Source organism: Psychroflexus salis, from assembly GCF_014640175.1.
GTDB classification, from domain to species: Bacteria; Bacteroidota; Bacteroidia; order Flavobacteriales; family Flavobacteriaceae; genus Psychroflexus; species Psychroflexus salis.
The window spans coordinates 135,276-154,959 of record NZ_BMGL01000010.1; the positions used below are offsets into that span (position 1 = coordinate 135,276).

Below are 19,684 nucleotides of genomic sequence, written 5' to 3' on the forward strand. Positions count from 1 at the left end.
CGAGACTTTAATCGATTACAACCACAAATAAACTACCTTGGGTGTTGGCATTACTTTTACGGATTGGTAACTATTGGGATAGGCCTAAAAAAAAAGCCAAATCTAAAGATTTGGCTTTTTTCTAAATTTATTTTTATGTTGAAATTAAGCCAACACTTTCTGTACTTTATCTGCAGCTTCTTGAAAAATTACAGCCGACTCCACGTTTAATCCGCTATTGTCTATAATTTCTTTAGCTTCTTCTGCATTAGTTCCTTGTAAACGAACAATAATTGGCACTTTAATTTGGTCGCCTAAATTTTTATAAGCTTCCACTACTCCGTTTGCAACCCGGTCGCAACGTACAATTCCACCAAAAATATTAATTAATATAGCTTCCACTTTTTCATCTTCTAAAATAATTCTAAAAGCTTCTTCTACACGTTTGGCATCTGCAGTACCACCTACATCTAAAAAGTTAGCTGGTTCGCCACCAGCAAATTTAATTAAATCCATGGTTGCCATGGCTAAACCAGCACCATTCACCATACATCCAACGTTTCCGTCTAAGTTTACAAAACTTAAACCAACTTCTTTAGCACGAACTTCTGTTGGGTCTTCTTCTCTTTTATCGCGTAATTCGGCATAATCTTTATGACGAAATAAAGCTGAATCGTCTATACTTACTTTAGCATCTACAGCTAAGATTTTATCGTCAGAAGTTTTTAAAACCGGATTAATTTCAAATAAAGAAGAATCCGAACCGTCGTAAGCTTGGTATAAAGCAGTTACAAATTTGGTCATTTCTTTAAAGGCTTTTCCGCTTAATCCTAAATTAAAAGCAACTTTTCTAGCTTGGAAAGGTAAAATTCCAGTAGCAGGATCAATTTCTTCTGTAAAAATTAATTCAGGTGTTTTTTCTGCAACCGATTCAATATCTACACCACCTTCGGTAGAATACATGATCATGTTTTTTCCAGTAGCTCTATTAAGTAAAACAGACATATAATATTCTTCAGGATCATTATCACCTGGATAATATACATCTTCAGCTACTAAAACTTGGTGTACTTTTTTTCCATCTTTAGAAGTTTGCGGAGTAATTAAATTCATGCCGATAATATCACCAGCAATTTGTTCTACTTCTTTTAAATTTTTGGCAAGTTTAACTCCACCACCTTTTCCGCGACCACCAGCATGGACTTGTGCTTTAATAACGTGCCATCCCGTTCCAGTTTCTTCGGTAAGTTTTTTAGCCGCTTCTACAGCTTCTGCAGGAGTTTGTGCTACAATTCCGCGTTGAATGTTAACACCAAAACTATTTAGTATTTCTTTTCCTTGATATTCGTGTAAATTCATATTCAGGTTTTGCTTAAAATTAAGTCCTACAAAAGTAACAATTTAAGAACTTAAGGCAAGTTATTTGAAAGCTATTTAATTAAAGAAATGCTAAATTATACGCTAAAGTTAAGTTTTATAGTTGTTTTACTTTTGGTAAGACATCAAATGTTTTTAATTAGCTTTGTCATTCAATTGAAGGAATATTCATGAAAGGAAACAACATTAAAATAAAGAACAAAAAAGCAAAATTTAATTACGAATTTTTAGATAAATATATTGCTGGAATTGTTTTGCGCGGCACAGAAATTAAAGCTATTCGAGAAGGTAAAGCAACAATTGCTGAAAGTTTTTGCGAGTTTAACGATAAAGGTGAACTCTTTGTTGTAAATATGAATATTCAGGAGTATTCACATGCTTCTCATTTTAACCATAATCCTAAAAGTGAACGCAAATTACTGCTGAATAAAAAAGAACTTAAAAAACTTTACAAAGAAGTAAAAAATTCGGGTTTAACCATTGTTCCGTTGCTGCTTTTTATAAACGATCGTGGTTTTGCTAAATTACAAATTGCTTTAGCCAAAGGAAAAAAGCTGTACGATAAACGCGAAACCATTAAAGAACGAGACACCAAACGCAAATTAGATCGGATTCAAAAATCGTATTAATGAAAAAATCTCTACTAACCACTCTCCTATTACTCAATTGCTTTTGGATTGTAGCGCAAACTATTTCAGGAAAAATCACAAACCAATCTGGCGAAAGTCTTGCAGATGTAAACATATACATTGAAGGCTCGTATACAGGCACTACAAGCAACACAGAAGGCATCTACGAGTTAAAGCTGAAAGAAGTTGATACAGAATTTACTTTAGTTTTTCAATACTTGGGCTTTAAAACCGAAAAAATTGAAGTAAAAGATGCAGATAAAAATCAACAGCTAGACCTTGTTTTAATTGAAGAAGTAACCAGTTTAGATAATGTAGTTGTATATGCAGACGAAAATCCTGCTTTAAAAATAATTGAACAAGCTATAGACCATAGAAAAGAGAATAAAAGTAAAATTGATGCATTTGTGGCAGACTTTTATTCGCGAAGTTTGTGGAGAGCTGAAAATATTCCTGAGAAAATATTAGGTGTAGAAGTAGGAGATTTCGATGGAACTTTAGACTCTACCAGAAGTGGGATTATTTATTTAAGTGAAACCGTTTCTAAAATTTACTATAAATCGCCAGATCAATTTAGAGAAGAAATTACAGCATCTAAAGTTAGTGGTAACGATAATGGGTTTAGTTGGAACAATGCAGAAGACTTTAATGTTTCGTTTTACAACAACACCATTAGCTTCAATATCGAAATGATTTCTCCTATTGCCGATTATGCCTTCAATTATTATGATTATAAATTAGATGGTATTTTTTACGATTCCAATGGATTTTTAATCAATAAAGTAGAAGTAATTCCTAAGCGAAAAAAAGATAAAGTATTTTCGGGTTACATCTATATTGTAGAAGACACTTGGGAAATTTACGGAGTAGATTTAAGTACAACAGGAGAAGCAACGCAAATACCACCTTTAGAAAGCGTTCAGTTTCAGCAAGAATTTACCTACGATGCTGAGCAAGAAATTTGGCTGAGTTTATCGAAAGGCTTCAACTTTACATGGAAAATTTTAGGCATGTCGGGGAATGGAAAATTTTTAGGTTTTTACAAAAATTATGAACTTACACCAGCTAAAGAAAAGTTGCAATTTACCAATGAAATTGTATTTTACGAACGCGATGCCAACAAACGTGATTCAATATTTTGGGAAGGCATCCGTCCAGTTCCTTTAACTAAAGTTGAACAAAACGACTACCTTAAAAAAGACAGCATTCAACAATTACGAAAATCGAAAAGCTATTTAGATTCGGTTGACCAAGTTCGAAATAAATTTAAAATCTTGAGTCCCATAACTGGTTACACTTGGCAAAATTCATACAAAAATCGAAGTTTTTCCTACACTGGTTTTTCGCCAACAAGTTTAAATTACAACAATGTACAAGGTTGGAATATAAATACGTCTTTTACCTATCTCCAAAAAGATGAAGACAATTCTTATAAACAATTTTGGGACATAAGTGCGAAGTTAAACTATGGCTTTTCTGAAGAAAAACTACGTGGAAGCTTAAATTACCGTCATAAATTCAATAATTTTAAAGATACATATTTAGGAATTTCTGTTGGAAGCGAAGCCCAACAAATTAATAGTACTGAACCCATAAGTCCACTTATAAACACTATCGCTGCCACCTTTTACGAACGTAGCTTTTTAAAATTATACGAACGTAACTATGCAGAAGCTATATTTGCCGATGAAATTGTAAATGGTTTTCGTGCTTACGCAAGCTTTGCTTTTGAAGATAGGAACGCTCTTAAAAATTCCACCAATTCTCAAATTTGGGTAAATAATCCTGATGGATTTACTAGCAATCATCCCCTATTTTCTGAACAATTGGGTGAAACCTTATTTAAAAATCATCAGATTTTTAAAGCAAGGATTGGAGCCACTTTTAGATTTGGACAAAAATACATTAACCGTCCTGACGGAAAATTCAACATGAATAATCCAGCTTATCCTAACATTAGTTTTGTGTACGAAAAAGGCTTTGGAAGTTCGGTAAGCGATTATAATTTCGATATGATTCGTACACAAATTAAGCAAGATGTTAATTTGGCCAATTTAGGAAGCTTCAATTATGCAGTAAATGCGGGTTGGATTAATAACAATAGCAAACAAATGTCTTTTTTAGATTACAAACACTTCAACGGAAACCAAACTTTTGTAGAATCTGCATCAAGTTATGTAGGAAGATTTTTGCTTTTGGATTATTATGCCTTTTCCACTCAACACAGTTATGCAGAAATACATGCAGAACATCAATTTAAAGGCCTGATTTTAAATCGAATTCCGTTGCTCAATCAATTAAACTATAATTTAGTTCTAGGTGGCAGAGCTTTACTTACTAAAGAGCGAAATCCATATTTTGAAGCGAATATTGGACTCGAAAATTTAGGCTTTGGAAAGTTTCGATTTTTTCGTTTAGATTATGTGCAATCGTTTCATAACGGAAATTCTACAGGTGGTGTTATGCTAGGACTTCAATTTTTGAATTTATTGTAAATATAAATTGTGTATTTGAGTAATCGAATTCCTTTCATTTTTATAATCTTTTTCTTTTCGAAAGCTTTTACCTTAAAATCTTCCCTTTTTGTGTGAAAATTGCAAGCTCATATTATAAAAAACAATAAGTTTTTAAGTTATACAATCAAAAACAGATAAAAATGTATTTTTGTCCAAAATTGTATTCATGCTTATTATAGGAATCGCAGGTGGGACAGGGAGTGGAAAAACCACAGTTGTAAACCAAATTATCGACGAATTACAACACGACGAAGTAGATGTAATCTACCAAGATTCTTATTATATGGATACGAGTCATCTTACTTTTGAAGAACGAAAACAAATTAATTTTGATCATCCCAAATCGATCGACTTCGAGTTGCTTCAAGAGCATTTAAGCAGTTTAAAAGCTGGCGTTCCCATAGAGCAACCCATATATTCGTTTAAAGAACATAACCGTACAGGAGAAACAGTAACTACACTTCCTAAAAAAGTAATGATTGTAGAAGGGATTCTTATTTTAGCACATAAAGAATTGCGTGATATGTTCGATATAAAAATGTTTGTACATGCCGATAGCGACGAACGTTTAATAAGAAGACTAAAGCGCGATATTCAGGAACGTGGACGTGATTTAGATGAAGTATTAAACCGCTACCAAACTACCTTAAAACCCATGCACCAGCAATTTATCGAACCCACTAAGGAGTTTGCAGACATCATTATACCTTACAACAAATACAATAATGTTGCCATTAATATTGTGCAATCGGTAATTAAAGAGCGTATTTTAAGTTAGAACCAAAATTCCTTCAATTTGAATTGTTTTAATAGCAGTGTTGCTTCATTTAATTGAAATTGTATCTGCACTATTAAAATTTACTAATGTTTTATGATGTTTTGAAACTTCTTCAACTCAGCCAAAAGGAATCAACATAGAAGTTGTATTTTTGATGAAAAGCACCAAATTGAAAAAAATCATATTAACATTTCTCCTGTTCCATTCAATTACAGGATTTAGTCAACAAAATATTTATAAAGTATTTAATGAAAACATGAGCAAACAAGAAGTACTTGCTGCTTATAATTCTAATGCTGAAAAATTAAATTCAATACCATTTTCAACAGAAGTATCTTGGAAAGTTGATGTAGAGCGATTTCGGTACAATGAAGATGGACAACTTAAAGTGGTAAGCTTAATTCCTTCTAATATGGGCAATGGTTTTAATTATATAAAAACCGTAACACACCTAAAAAAAAGCAGAGATTTCTTACTAGATTTAGGCTATAAAATAACCCATACAAATGATGCATGGTCTAGGCCACAAGCCTTTGTTGGAGAAGCCTTTGCTTATGGCTTAGTGCTTCAAAATCCAACAAACAAAAATTACGTAAACATCTATTGTGTAAAAGAAAAAGGGAGTTACGTACCTTTACTTTATATTTTTAACAAAAAGTATTTGTTTGATCATTTTGAAGAAAACAAAGCATCGAACAAGCAGGAAAGCGGCTTTTAATTCTCCTTTTCTTTCAATGCTTCAATTTTTTTAAACACTTCTTCAGCTTCAGCTAACTTTTTATCGGCGGCAGAACGATTAGACTTAGATAAATCGAAAGATTCTTTCTGCAATTTTTTATATTGATCTCTTAATTGATCTATTTCACTTTTCTTCTTAAACAATCCAAACATAATTTTTTTACTTCAAATTTAATTTTTTTGTACCATCCATATTAATTCTTCTTAAATATTGGCTTCATTTTAGTAAAAGATTCAACTATAGATTACATTTGAACATTATTTGTACTATGCTAAGTAAAGAACACATAAAATTCATTCAAAATAATTTAGGTAAAAATGTTTCAAAGCTTATTTTAAAAGGCATTCCATTTAGCGATGTATCTACAACATTTATAGCACAACAAATTGCAGCTCGACAAAATTTGGGTAAGAAACTTCCAAATTGGGTAAAAAACACTACTGTTGTTTTTCCTAAAAAACTAAATTTAGAGCAAAGCTCATCTGAACAAACTGCCCAATACAAGTCCAAAATTATTCAAGGGAATAAAATAGTTTGCGACCTTACGGGTGGTTTTGGTATTGATACTTTTGCCTTATCGGGCACCAACAAAAAAATTATATATATTGAAAAAGACAATGAACTCGCTGAGATTGTAAAACACAATATTTGCGAAGTTTTTGAAAAAAATAACGTAGAGTTTGAAGTATCTCCAGCAGAACTTTATTTAGAAAATTTACATACAAGAGTAGATTGGTTATACATGGATCCATCTCGAAGAAACACTGCAAAACAAAAGGTGTTTTTATTTGAAGAATGTGAACCTAATATTCTGGATGTGCTTAATTTAATGAAAGATAAATCTAAAAAAGCATTAATTAAAACTAGTCCGTTAATCGATATTTGTTATGGTATTAAAAACTTAAAGTATGTAAATAAAATACATGTGGTTTGTGTAGGTAATGAGCTAAAAGAATTGCTTTGGGAGTTAGATTTTTCTGTAGAAAAACAAAAACCAACTATTAAAACCATACAATATAAGTCGAGTATAACCAACACGTTTAATTTTTGTTACAACCAATCAACAAATGCATTAATTTATTCTGAACCACTTCAGTATTTATACGAACCCAATGCAGCTTTAATGAAAGTAGGAAAATTTGAAGATTTAGCTGAAGTTTTTCAACTAAAAAAATTACATCCAAACTCTCATTTATTTACATCTAATCAATTAATAAAAGCATTTCCCGGAAGGGCTTTTTTAATTAAGGAAATTATTGACTACAAGCCAAAAAGTTTAAAAAAAACATTGAAAAACAAGAAAATAAATGTTTCTACTCGAAATTTTCCAATTATGGCAAAAGATTTGATTAAGCTATTTAAGATAAATGAAGGCGGAAACCAATATGCCTTTTTTACAACCGACAAAAACCAACAAAAAAAATACATATTATGTACAAAAGAATATTAGGTTTACTAATTATAAGTATGGTTTTAAGCCATTCCGTTTATAGTCAAGATACACAAAACGAAGTAGATTGCACCTACGATCAGGTAGAACTTGGAGAAGATAAACACATTGCAATTTTAAGAACCGATACCAAATTAATAGACAGTTTTACCACTTTTGAAATAGGAAGAGTAATAGATTTTAGTTTAATAAATTACCGTGGAAATATTATTTTAAACGTTGAAATTTACAAAGATGCCAGAGAAGCATTGTCACCAATTTGCATAGGCCCCGGAGCTAGTTTTAACTTAAAGCTTCAAAATGGTGAAAATATAATGCTTTCGCAAGTAGGTGCAGAACTTTGTGGAAACCAATTAGAGTCTGCACAAGAAGGATTTTATAATGTAAAAAATCGGGGTTCTTTTTTAATTAAAGAAGATGCATTTGATAAATTAAAAGAAGTAGAATTAATTTCAGGAAATTTAAAAGCTGGAGATAATGAGCTTTATTTTATTTTTAAAACTGAAATCTACGATGATGTAAATGATCGAGTAAATTACCCAAGTTTTTATTTTATTGATTACTTAGAATGTGTAACACACCCACAATTAATTGTTGAAAAATAAGGTAGTTCGTATGACTAAATTTTTATCATTTATATTTTTCCTGGTTACAACAATAAATTTTGCTCAAATTATTGAAGAAGAAATACTGTACTACCCTCAGCCTATTCAATCTGAGCCCTGTTATTATACTTCGTACACTATAAGTGCAAATGGAGAAATTGAAAATTTACAAACTGAAGCCATTATGGTCGAAGAATGGACGACGCCTTCAAGCGGAAGGGTAATTGATTTTACCCTATTAAAAACAAAAGATGATTTAATACTATTGGTAGAAATTCATGAAGACGCCGAAGATATTTTACAACCCATCTGCTTTGGAAGTTCAACTAGCATAGAATTAAAATTGAAAAATGGCCTTACAGTTAAACTACCACAAATCGGACCTAAAAGATGTGGTTATGTAAACATAGCAGACGATTCAGCACCCTATTATAACATTACAAACTTTAGTTATTTTAAAATTTCGATCGAGAATGCAAAGAAGCTCCAAGCTTCTGAAGTTAATTTAGCGAACATATCAAGCACCAAATATGATTTAGACTTTGTATTTAAATCTGAATTATACGATGAAGTAAATGATATATTAATCTACCCTGAATTTTATTTTATTAGCGAATTAGATTGTATGTTAAATCCAATATTACCAGAAGATTAAAATTAGCTTTAATAGTTAGCTAAAAAACTTTAAAAAAAAGCTCAATTAAATTTGGCTACAATCAGGTCTATATCTATATTTGCAACCGCAAAAAGAACAAGTTCCTATATAAAATTGGAGAGGTGGCAGAGTGGTAATGCAGCAGATTGCTAATCTGTCGACGCGAAAGTGTCGCCAGGGTTCGAGTCCCTGTCTCTCCGCTGTTTTTTTGGATTATTTGCCAAAAGCACAATAGTTCAAATTATATAAAATCACACCACTCGGGTGTAGTACCGCAACAAGTGCGGCATAAACTACGCTCGGTTGGGTATAAGTTCTAACCATATTATTTGGTTAATTGTTATTTTGAAATTTTTACACCACTCGGGGTGTAGCGTAGCCCGGTCATCGCGCCTGCTTTGGGAGCAGGAGGTCGCAGGTTCGAATCCTGCCACCCCGACTTAACAAAAGCTGATTATTTAATTATAATCGGCTTTTTGTTTTACTATTGTACCGCATTTAGGTTACCAAAAAAATCACATTTGTGAGTATGCTTGAAAAATATTTAATACGATACAAACTATTGATTAATTTTACTCAATAACCAACTTATCCCTAAAACATTCTGCATTTTCATCACAAACTTCAATAACATAAAGACCAGATAACAGATTAGAAACATCTATCGAAGTTTTTAATCGATTCATCTTAAGTTGAATTACAATTTGTCCTTGTAAATTATACATTCGCAAATTTGCTTCATTAAACTTCTGTGGTAGGTTAACAAAAAACTCTTGATTAGCAGGATTGGGGTAAAACGAGAAATCTTTATAATCAGTTAAATCAGTACCCAAATTAGTTTGTTCATAAACCAATGAAAACCTATTGTAAGCTAAACTTTCAGGAACAGATGTATCAACACCAAAAGCGTAAATATTCTCACCATTATGGAGTACTATACTTTCATCTAAATAAGCATCATAAAGTCGTACTTCTACAGCATTATCTATGTGATTGATATTATATTGAAATACATAATTTTCATTCTCTAAGTTATTAAGAAATAAAGGATAAACCGTATCGACATCAGGTTTAGTCGTATTATAAATGGAAAGTAATGCTGGACCAACATCGAAAGCTAAATTTTCATTTAAGTTACCCAACTTAGAAGCTTGAGGTAAAACATCAGCTTCTGTTTCATAAAAACGAATTCCAGTTGCATCCTGTTCTGAATAACCTTGCTGAAATTTATGTTGTTCATATATGCGTATATTTATATAAGGAGTTGTTGAAGTACTAAAAACTTGTAAAGAATTTTCTTGTGAAGCTTTTGAAGATTCAGTAAAAGAAATGTTATAACCACTTCCAGAACCATCGTTCTGAAAAAACACAGCTTGACCAGGTTGTAAAAAACGATTTACATTAGAACTACCAGGATCTGGAATATTAGTATCTATAATACTTGATGTATTTGTACTGATATCTATACTTACAAAAGCACCTTGATTAGCTAGACTAGCATCCCAGTAATAAGCATAATCGCTTAAAATACCACTTCCATAATTTAATTGTGATAAGTCTACTATACTCTGATAAGGATTTCCTACAAATGAATATTTGTTTGGAATTGTAGAAATATCGGGAGCTACTAAGTTTCCAGTTGCCAAGTTTCCTTTAGCACTTAATTTTACATCATTGGCTAAAGCATTATTATTATTTAAGGTTACACTGCGATCACCACGAATAAACATCCGATAACCACGACCAGGTACTAATGCTGTGGTGAGTGTCTCTAATACAGGATTCCAAGTTTCATTATAAGTAAATAAAGATGGGTTACCAGACAAAGTATAATCTAAACCATTGCTGCTTTGTTCTCCTACAGTACCAACTGCACCTGTAATATGTGTTTGCTGTTGCCATGAATCTGTTAAAGATACATTACCAACTGAAGATGAAATAAATCGAAATGCTCTAACAGAATCAATTCTTTTAGGTATAAAACGTTCAACTATTGCTTCTCCTACTACACTCCCACCTTGCAGGTCGGCTAACTGAGCTGTAGATGCAGCCGCACTTTCAAAATGAACATGATCGGTAACTTCAAGCATATTTCCATTAAGATGGAGTACAAAATCAGACTTAATTCCTGTTTCTTTTGCTTTAAAAGATGAATCTAATACATAATCATCAAAAAAATAAACGTTTTTTTGTTCACTGTTTAAATCAGGTACGCTGTTATTAACCCAATCTCCATCTACATAAATTAAATCGTCTAAGCTACCAGGTGTTGCAGTATTACTATTATTTTTAATAAAGGAATTATGATATAAATTGCGCGATATCCGTTGATTAGCATCAACACCAAAACCTACATTATCATCAATCAAATTTCCATCGACTAAACTCTCTGTTCCACCTTGAATCAATTGCCATTCTCTAGTAGAGTTAGGCACAAAAAACATTCCCTGCGTACCTTGGATAAAAGTTGTATTGCTAGGAAGTGCACCATAAGCTGTTTCAAAATCAGTTAAAGTACCGCCACGACTAATTACCACAAAACTTTTGGGTGGTATTACAGCATTGGCAATAGAATTTCCAGAACTAGCACCAAAACCCCAAACAGTCTCGTCTGGTAACATAACTATTTTAGCTCCTGTTAAATCAATTTGTTTTTCACTAAAATTAAAGAGCTCCATAAACTCCAAAGTAAAGGTAGGATGATCGCTAATTTCTGTTATAAAAACTTCACCGACTTGCATCGAAACTGGAGCATCTATAACAGCAAATGAATCACTTTCAAGGCTTTGTGCAATACCGTTAGCCGAAGCAGTTAAACTGAAAGACGGACCAACCATATCGAAAGCTAAATTATTAAAGACACTTTCACCTAAAACAGCTTGTTGGCTACTATTGCTATCGGTTGTAAAATTAGAAGTCGTACTCAATTGTATTTCTTCCATAAAGTCTAAATCTACATTTCCGTTAGCATCAATAGCTTCAACTACAGGTGGAGCTTGCATAAGGCTTTGTAAATTTACATCACTAGGCTGCACAGCAAAATTTAATGCAGTTGCTTCTACGTTTATGCGGTTTTCATCCAAAAGTAAACTTGTTTCTGCTCCGCCTGCATTCGCATAAGCAAAACTAGTTCCTGTAGCTTCAGCAACAGCTTCTCGTACTCTAAATACAAATTGGGTTTGATCGGCAACAGTGTTTTCAAATGAAACATATAAACTGAAGACACTTTCTGCCCCATCCAATGCTTCAATTTGCAAATTATTAAATTGAATGTCATGCTGGTCGACTAGTATTTCTGAAAGAAAAACACCTTCTTGATAAAGGGCTGCTTTATGAATCACTTCCTGCCCAGTTACACTGAAACTTAAGGAAGTTAATTCGGTATCTTTAGTATCTAAATCGCCAGAATTGCCACCATCGCGTAAAATAAAACGACCAATTTCTATGGAATTTGATGCAGTAAGTGTTGATGTTGTTGTATAATTGATGTAAGCAATATTTTCAGGAGTACTAAAATTAGTATCAAATACAATATCTGAACCATTTTGTGGCCAAGTATTTTCTGCAGTTGGCCCGCCCCAAATTAAAGTAGCTAAATAAGGATTATCTATAAACGGATTGCGATTTCCTTGTTCTCCATAAATCACTTCATTACGGTTAATCTCAAAATCTGAAACTTCATCTTCTGCATTCCACTCTAAGAAAATATCAGGTATTTGCGTGTCGTAAGTTGTTGTATCATTACCAACATAAGTAGGCAAACATTCTTCTTGGTAGCGCAAAAACATATACAATATAATACGCGCAACATCTCCCTTCCATTCATCACCCGGATAATATAAATCAACACCGCCATAAAAGGGATCTCCACTACCGGGAGCAAATTGATTATTACCGCGTTGACTATTAGCCTGTGCATCTGCAGCGCGCAGATTATGCGCATCGGTTCCTGTTCCTATACTACTTGTACTCATAGGTGGATCTGCTAAAGATTGCGGAAAAACATGCTCCCGATTCCAAAAACCTGTACAACTACCAGAAAAATTGCAAATTAAATTTTTATCGCGTGTACGGTCGGTGGTGTAAACATCATCTAAATCGTCAAAACCATACACCAATAAAACATCAGTAAGGGAATTATCGTCTGGGTCTAAATCTGCTTGTTGCAGAATATTCCATATAGCTGAATAACTTACACCACTATGCGTATTAATCAATAGATCTGAAAGCTCTACATATAAATCGTTTCCAGTCTTACTCAAATCAATATCTTGATAATAGGTCTGTACTTGTCCAAACACACCCAAAACATGAAACAATAAACCTATAAGTAATAAAGTCTTATGTAATTTACGCATAGTTGTTAAGTTAAATAAGGTTGAATCTCTAGTTCTAAACAATTGCGCAAAATAAGGTATTTTGTAGTATTTATATTACATATAAAAACAATTTAGAAATAATCTGTTAATAATAAATCTGTTAAGTAACAAAATCAAATTATATCATTTTCATTAGTTGAACGCTTTAATTTGAAATGAATGCGTACTTTTAAGCTTATGTTACAGATTGATTGCCAATTAAATGAAAGATAATGCAGTGTTAATCATATTAATTATAGACTTAAATTCGTGCAAAAAAAGTCTTTGGTAATTGAAGAAAACGAAGGTAAAAGTATTTTTACAAATAAAAATTAAGTAAAATATTTTATAAAACTTTATCTGGTGCTACACGAATAGAAATTAAAAGAAGTATGTGCTATTTTACAAGAAATAGACAGAAGATTAAAACGGGAAATTATAAGGGTGTATTACAGCGATAAAAAGATAGAAATAGATTTTATACGTTAAATAGTAAAGAATAGGATTTACAACAGCTAAAAAAACGAAGAATGAAAATCATATCAACGATATTACTAATATTTTTATGTAACTGTATTTTATTGGGTCAAAAAAAGGAACTTTATATTAATGATAATTTTGAATATATATCCAAACCTGAGTTTGAACGTAAGTCTGATCAAGCGCTTGACTACACGCTGAGATTTGAATTAGACTCTACTTTTTTAAATGTGAAGGTGTCCAGGTACAAGGAAGGAAAAGTACAATTAAAGGTATTAGACTCTATCAAAACCACATTTTTTAAAAGTAAAAATGAAGAATTCGGTGAAAATGATATATTGTTGATTAATTATTATCCTGGAAGTGACAAATGCAGTACAAAAGCTTATAAATCGAACTTTAAATCAAAATATAATCAGTATCGAAGAAAATTTGATAAAATAGACAATTTAAAACAAGTTTTTGTGTATAAATCAACGCAAGGATTAAAAGGATCTGGTAATGAAATTGATTGGAAACCTGACATTAACAATTTAATTGAAAAGACATTTTACCCTATTCCTTATCCTTGTGGTGGTTACGTAATAATGAACAATAAAGGTAGCTATATTTCTGAAAGAGGAGAATATAGCTATTGGAATGGATTGATACGTGAAATAAATAAATTTACCAAAAGCGATTAACAAAAAAGCTAAATAAGAATTTTTAAGTTGCTTTTGTTAAGCAATTAATTTACTTTTAAATACATAAAATTCTTGCAAAATATGAAGAAGTACTTACTGCAAATAAGCCTGATAGCCTTAATTTTTAATAGTTGTCAACAAGATCAAAAAATTCTTAAGGCATACGAATCCGAAACACTGAAAATCATTCAAATTAGTGAACATGTTTTTCAGCATGTTACTTATTTAGATGCTAAAAACTACAAGAGTTATCCTTGCAACGGAATGGTTTACGTTAAAGACAACGAGGTTATTGTTTTTGATACGCCAACTAATAATCAAGCTTCTTTGGAATTAATTAATTGGATTGGCCAAAAAAATATTAGAGCTGTAGTAGTCACACATTTTCATAACGACTGCTTGGGTGGTTTAGGTGCTTTCCATACAAAAGGAATTCAATCTTATGCTACTAAACAAACTATTCAACTTGCTAAAGGAAACAACGAAAAAATATTACCCCAAAACCTACTTACCAATCTAAATGAATTTCAAATTGGTAAGCAATTAGTCTTTACAAAATATTTTGGAGAAGGACATACAAAAGATAATATCGTAGGTTATATTCCTAGTGAAAAGACTTTATTCGGTGGTTGCTTAATAAAAGAATTGAATGCATCAAAAGGAAACCTGGCAGATGCAAATACAGAAGATTGGGCTTTAACAGTTGAAAAAGTAAAAAACGAATTTACGGATGTAGATTATGTAATTCCGGGACATGGCAAAAGCGGTGGAAAAGAACTCTTAGATTATACTATTGACCTTTTCAAATTATAAAAATCTAAATGCGAAATAAGGTAATAACGAATTAATACTTAAAAATTAAGTTGGTTAAATTAGTAATTTATACCACTTATAAAAATAGCTATTTAACTACTTCATTTAATAATTTTTATTCATCTAAAGTATTTTAATACAAAAAACTATACACCTAAATTACCAAAAATTTAATTGTATAGTTTTTCTTCACATCATTCAAACAATCTTATTCATTAATATAATTCATATACCAATTTATTCGAATTAACAACAAGGCATGCTAAAAAATGTTTTAGCTTTTTAGCTTCATAAATTTGAGCTTTGACTTATCTATAAATTTAGGTTATAACTATTTTTTAATGAATTTTAAGGTCTTCATATGTTCACCTTCATTAAATAATTTTATAAAATAAACTCCAGGAACTTCATTAAAATGATCTACCCTTAATTCATTATTGTTAATAGTTTGTGCGTAATTTTTATTAGGTACTTGAGTCCCTAACATGGTATAGATTTCAAAATTTAAGTCAGAAATAATTTTAGGTAATCTCACTACAAAATTATTTTCAATAGGGTTTGGATACATTTGTATTAACGAAGCATCAAAATCTGTTGAAGATAAATCTGATACTCTATATTCTATTTTAAACCTATTATATGCTGAAGATGCATTTATATTTGCATCTATACTAAAATCGAAGTAGTTTTCGCCATCACTTAGTAAAACTTCATCATTGGTATACTGGTCTATTAAATATGCATCTAATCCATCAAAACTTTCATTCGATATGTTTAAAGTATATTCAGTGTGTTTGTAATTACCAATAAACATACTTAACTCATCATTAGCTTCAGGAATATCTCTAAGCTGTATAGTTAATAATTCACCATTTTGCATACTAGATATATTCTCATCTATATTCGATAATTTTGGAATATCGCCTGCACCGATATCATTATTTGCACCTTCTATAAAAATTACTCTAAAAGCATCTAAAGCTGAAGTAGGATCGTTTTGTTTAAAGAGTTTTACATTAACCCGCTTCTTACTAGAGTCATCGTTAGAGAAAGTCTGAACTTGAGTTTCGTTAACAGCTTTGTTACTTTGCTGATAATTAATGGCAACAGAACCACCGGATGCAACAAACATAATGGATTGCATTGGTTGTATAAGGTTAGAAACATTAGAGCTCGATAAGCTTGCTTCTCCATTTAAGTCATATTCTATTACAGATCCAGCTGATAATTCGTCAAAAGCTCCTGTTAAATAAGCTACCCAAGCTCCTCTTCCACCAGGTTCGCCAGCTGTAGGTGTACCTCCTAAACTTGGATCCCAGTAGTAAAAGTAATTTAGTAAACTCGAATTATTATTTATTATTGGATTAATATCTATTTGTGCCCAATAAGGATTTCCAGAGAAAATTAAGTCACCTTCTTGATAATTATTATCAAAATTCACAGAAATACTAGCAGTTGCATCTGGAGTACCTCTAGTTCTTAATTTCGTACTAGTTGGCTGAGCATCGTTTTGTGTTATGTCAATTGTACGATCACCTCTAATCAATATTCTTCTTGCACTTCTAGGCCCTAAACCAAGGTTTGTTGAACTTTGTGGCTCCCAAGCTTGTGTTGTACTAAAGAAGTTAAACATGGAAGGATTTCCTGAAGGGTTCCAATCAAAACCATTGTTGTTTTGGTTAAGAGTAGGTGTTGCACTTTCAAAACCGTTACCAGTAATGTGCGTACCATATCCAGTAGGTACTGAATTATCATTATGTGAAGATGCACCTTCCTGCCAATTATCATGTATAGTACCAGACATTATTAGAGACGGTGAAATAAATCGAAAGCCTCTTCGTGTTGGGAAACACTGTTCAGCAACTAAGCCACCAGTAATCTCTCCTAATTGCTGATCTACTTGTGCTACCTTTAAGTTAGAAGAATTAAAATCGCAATACAACGTAAGGTTTAAATCGCTTCGTAAACTAGTAGTTGCAGATTCTAAACTTAGCACATTGTTTAGAAATACTGGACTTTCTAAAATTAATGCTCTTTCGTTTGCTGATCCCTCTTGGATAGTTAAATTAGAGAGCATATTCGTATCTTCTTGAATATCTTGATTCATTCGTAGTGTTAATTCACCATTTCCAATTATTAATATAGATGAATCCATACTACCAACAATGGTTCCCTGTCCTACAATATTACCTCTTAAAGTAAGTGTGTTATTTTCTCCAATACTTAATGTAGCTCCATCTTCAATAAATAAATTTTTAATAGATCTATCAGCGTCTAACAACGGGTAGTTAGGTGCTGAAGCTGGTATACTAATGTCATTATCTGCTTCTGGTATGGTAGCTTCAGCCCAATTTGATGCATCGGCCCAATCTGAACTAATTACACCTATCCAATTTGCATCTAAAACACACTCACTTTCAAAACCTTCCCAACGTAAGAATGCGTATGCTTCATTATCAGTTGTATTAATACCCCATGTATATAAAGTTCCATTTTCAATTTCACATTCAAAATCCCAACCAGCTGCAGTAAAAGTTGCTTCTAAGTTCATATCGCTAGTCGCCGTGGCAGTTGCTGAAGTATCTGTACTTCCAACAGCTAAGTCTTCATCATAAAAACTATTAGTTATAGTTGTTCCTGTGTTTGTACCCGTAAATCCATTTAAACTTGAATTAACTGCAGCGTAAGCTCTAGAAATTGTTCCACCTACAGCGTTTCCTACAAAACCTGCGCTGTTGGTAACTGCAACATTAGAAAAAGGATTAGGTGATGCACTGGTAGATAAAACATAATTGTCTGTTAAGCTTCCAGCATCAATTTGTCCTACAAATCCACCAGCATTAGTTAATGAAGTGCTATAATCAATAGAAAAACTCTTTACATAAGATTCTGTAACAGTACCATTAGAAACACCGATTAAACCACCTATTTGTGAACCATCTACACCAGATATGTTTACATTACTTACACCTACTTGTTGCAAAGTAACTCCTGTTGATGTTTGGCCGATAAGACCTCCAACTTTAGATTCTGCTTCTAGACTAACCTGACTTAAAACAATAGCTTCAATAGTTACGGTAGCATCTAAATCTCCAATTAAACCACCTACAAGTTCATTCCCATTTATGGCAACTTGATTGGTAATGGAAGAAATACTCACTCCATCTCCACTTACATCGCCTTGCACCCTTCCAAACACACCTCCTACTTGGTCGTTAGCTGTTATTTGATTATTTTCTAGCGCATTAAATAAACTTGAAACACTTGCACTTGTAGATTGATCGAATAAACCAACAATACCACCTACTTGGTTGTTAGCATTTATCGAAGTAAACACAACATCTACATTCTCTATCGAACTATTTAATGCTAAACCAACAACACCACCAACTTGGTTATTACCTGCTATTGCATTAGGAGTTGGATTGAAAGATGCTAAAGTTGAATTTTCCATGTTTCCTACAACACCACCTACTTCGTCTGAACTTGAAGCGGTTATGCTTGCGGTAAAGTTTGAAGTGGTAGTCAATTCTGAATTTAATAAATATCCAACTAATCCACCTATTTTTGTGGAAGCTGTACTTACCGTTATATTTCCAGACGTCGATACATTTGTAATTGTACTAGCATTATTAGCTTCACCGACAATACCACCAACAAAATTTAATCCTTCAGTTGAAAGAGAAGATGTTATTGCAGAAAGATTAGTTGCGTTTATTTCTCCAGCTAATCCACCAGTATAGTCTCCTGCAGAAATTATGCTTCCAGACAAATTAATGTTAGTTATGATAGCTGAACTAGTGCGTCCTGCTAATCCACCAGCATAATCTCCAAAAGAAGTTATGCTTAAACTTGTATCACCAAGATTAATATTAGATGCAGACGAGTTATTAATGCTACCTGCAAGACCACCAATATTTATCAAGTCAATTTCATTATTTTGTGCTACAGTACCGTCTATCGAACAATTTTCTATGCTGGAATTATTGTTTATAATTCCAGCTAAAACACCTAAGTTGCTGTTTCCCATTACGGAAGCATTAACAAAATTAAGATTACTAATTGTAGCGTTATCAAGCGTTCCAAAAAATCCAATTCGGTTATCGCTAAAATCTAAATTTAAGTTAGATAAGGTAAAATTTTGAGCATTATAATTTCCTGAAAAGGCTTCTAATTCTCCTTGTGCTATAATTTGAAAAGCATTATCGCCATCACATTCAAACTCGATTGTAGCACTTAAATCTATGTCTGCTGTTTGAAGATAAAACTTATCCCATTCCGTATTATTATTAGCCAACCAAATCAAGTTTCCTAAATTCGCGATTAAATATGGATTACCCGGTGTTCCATCTCCTGCTGGACTTAAATCTGGTAATTCAAAATTCGAATTAAAAATTGGATATCCATTGTTTTCAGTTGAAGCAATTCTCCAAATATCATCTGTTCCATTGTCCGTTTCACAGACAAAATCCCAACCAGCGGTTAGAAAAGTGGAATCTAAATTTAAATTTACAGTAGTCTCGCCCGTTGCATCACTATTGTCTGTTGATGTAATATCACTATCGTAGAAAGAGTTGGTAACTAAATCAATGCCAGTTTGATTTGCAAATCCAGCGGGATCT

General features: G+C 32.4%; 13 protein-coding genes and 2 tRNA genes. 11 read left to right on the plus strand and 4 right to left on the minus strand.

The features are described from left to right. Positions 1-144: 144 nt before the first annotated feature. Complete coding sequence (gene sucC / locus IEV63_RS09770) at positions 145-1,338, minus strand: ADP-forming succinate--CoA ligase subunit beta (protein WP_188406623.1); 1,194 nt, start codon at positions 1,336-1,338, stop codon at positions 145-147. A gap of 188 nt (positions 1,339-1,526) precedes the next feature. Between sucC and smpB the strand changes: the two genes are divergently transcribed. The 4 genes from smpB (at position 1,527) to IEV63_RS09790 (ending at position 5,997) form a co-directional block, all read left to right on the plus strand. Then, a complete protein-coding gene (gene smpB / locus IEV63_RS09775; RefSeq protein WP_188406624.1) occupies positions 1,527-1,985 on the plus strand; it encodes an SsrA-binding protein SmpB in 459 nt (152 codons plus the stop codon). Further along, complete coding sequence (locus IEV63_RS09780; protein ID WP_188406625.1) at positions 1,985-4,480, plus strand: DUF5686 and carboxypeptidase regulatory-like domain-containing protein; 2,496 nt, start codon at positions 1,985-1,987, stop codon at positions 4,478-4,480. The genes smpB and IEV63_RS09780 overlap by 1 nt, the downstream gene beginning before the upstream one ends. A gap of 187 nt (positions 4,481-4,667) precedes the next feature. Beyond that, positions 4,668-5,279, plus strand: coding sequence for a uridine kinase (udk, locus tag IEV63_RS09785; protein WP_188406626.1), 612 nt, complete (start codon positions 4,668-4,670; stop codon positions 5,277-5,279). 169 nt (positions 5,280-5,448) lie between these two features. Continuing rightward, positions 5,449-5,997 carry a hypothetical protein gene (locus IEV63_RS09790; RefSeq protein ID WP_188406627.1) on the plus strand — a complete coding sequence of 183 codons (549 nt, stop codon included), beginning with the start codon at positions 5,449-5,451 and terminating at the stop codon, positions 5,995-5,997. Here IEV63_RS09790 and IEV63_RS09795 read toward each other — a convergent pair. Continuing rightward, positions 5,994-6,170 carry a Lacal_2735 family protein gene (locus tag IEV63_RS09795; RefSeq protein WP_188406628.1) on the minus strand — a complete coding sequence of 59 codons (177 nt, stop codon included), beginning with the start codon at positions 6,168-6,170 and terminating at the stop codon, positions 5,994-5,996. The two genes, IEV63_RS09790 and IEV63_RS09795, sit on opposite strands and share 4 nt — an antisense overlap. A gap of 116 nt (positions 6,171-6,286) precedes the next feature. Here IEV63_RS09795 and IEV63_RS09800 point away from each other — a divergent pair, with 116 nt between their 5' ends. The 5 genes from IEV63_RS09800 (at position 6,287) to IEV63_RS09820 (ending at position 9,167) form a co-directional block, all read left to right on the plus strand. Further along, positions 6,287-7,468, plus strand: coding sequence for a THUMP-like domain-containing protein (locus IEV63_RS09800; RefSeq protein ID WP_188406629.1), 1,182 nt, complete (start codon positions 6,287-6,289; stop codon positions 7,466-7,468). Beyond that, positions 7,450-8,073 carry a hypothetical protein gene (locus IEV63_RS09805; protein ID WP_188406630.1) on the plus strand — a complete coding sequence of 208 codons (624 nt, stop codon included), beginning with the start codon at positions 7,450-7,452 and terminating at the stop codon, positions 8,071-8,073. Before IEV63_RS09800 ends, IEV63_RS09805 begins: the two co-directional genes overlap by 19 nt. 10 nt (positions 8,074-8,083) lie before the next feature. Continuing rightward, the gene (locus IEV63_RS09810; RefSeq protein ID WP_188406631.1) at positions 8,084-8,728 is read left to right on the plus strand and encodes a hypothetical protein; all 645 of its coding nucleotides are present in this window, start codon (positions 8,084-8,086) and stop codon (positions 8,726-8,728) included. A 116-nt stretch (positions 8,729-8,844) separates the two neighbouring features. After that, a tRNA-Ser gene (locus IEV63_RS09815) sits at positions 8,845-8,928 on the plus strand. A 164-nt stretch (positions 8,929-9,092) separates the two neighbouring features. Continuing rightward, positions 9,093-9,167, plus strand: a tRNA-Pro gene (locus IEV63_RS09820). 133 nt (positions 9,168-9,300) lie between these two features. Here IEV63_RS09820 and IEV63_RS09825 read toward each other — a convergent pair. Then, positions 9,301-13,086, minus strand: a complete 3,786-nt coding sequence (locus IEV63_RS09825; protein WP_188406632.1) for an endonuclease — start codon at positions 13,084-13,086, stop codon at positions 9,301-9,303. A 530-nt stretch (positions 13,087-13,616) separates the two neighbouring features. Between IEV63_RS09825 and IEV63_RS09830 the strand changes: the two genes are divergently transcribed. Next, entirely contained in the window at positions 13,617-14,249 is a 633-nt protein-coding gene (locus IEV63_RS09830) for a hypothetical protein (RefSeq protein ID WP_188406633.1), read from the plus strand. Between the two features lie 81 nt (positions 14,250-14,330). Continuing rightward, positions 14,331-15,062, plus strand: a complete 732-nt coding sequence (gene bla / locus IEV63_RS09835; RefSeq protein ID WP_188406634.1) for a subclass B1 metallo-beta-lactamase — start codon at positions 14,331-14,333, stop codon at positions 15,060-15,062. Positions 15,063-15,393: 331 nt separating this feature from the next. Here bla and IEV63_RS09840 read toward each other — a convergent pair. Then, positions 15,394-19,684 (minus strand): DUF8693 domain-containing protein (locus IEV63_RS09840; RefSeq protein WP_188406635.1); only part of this gene is annotated, 4,291 nt, incomplete at its 5' end.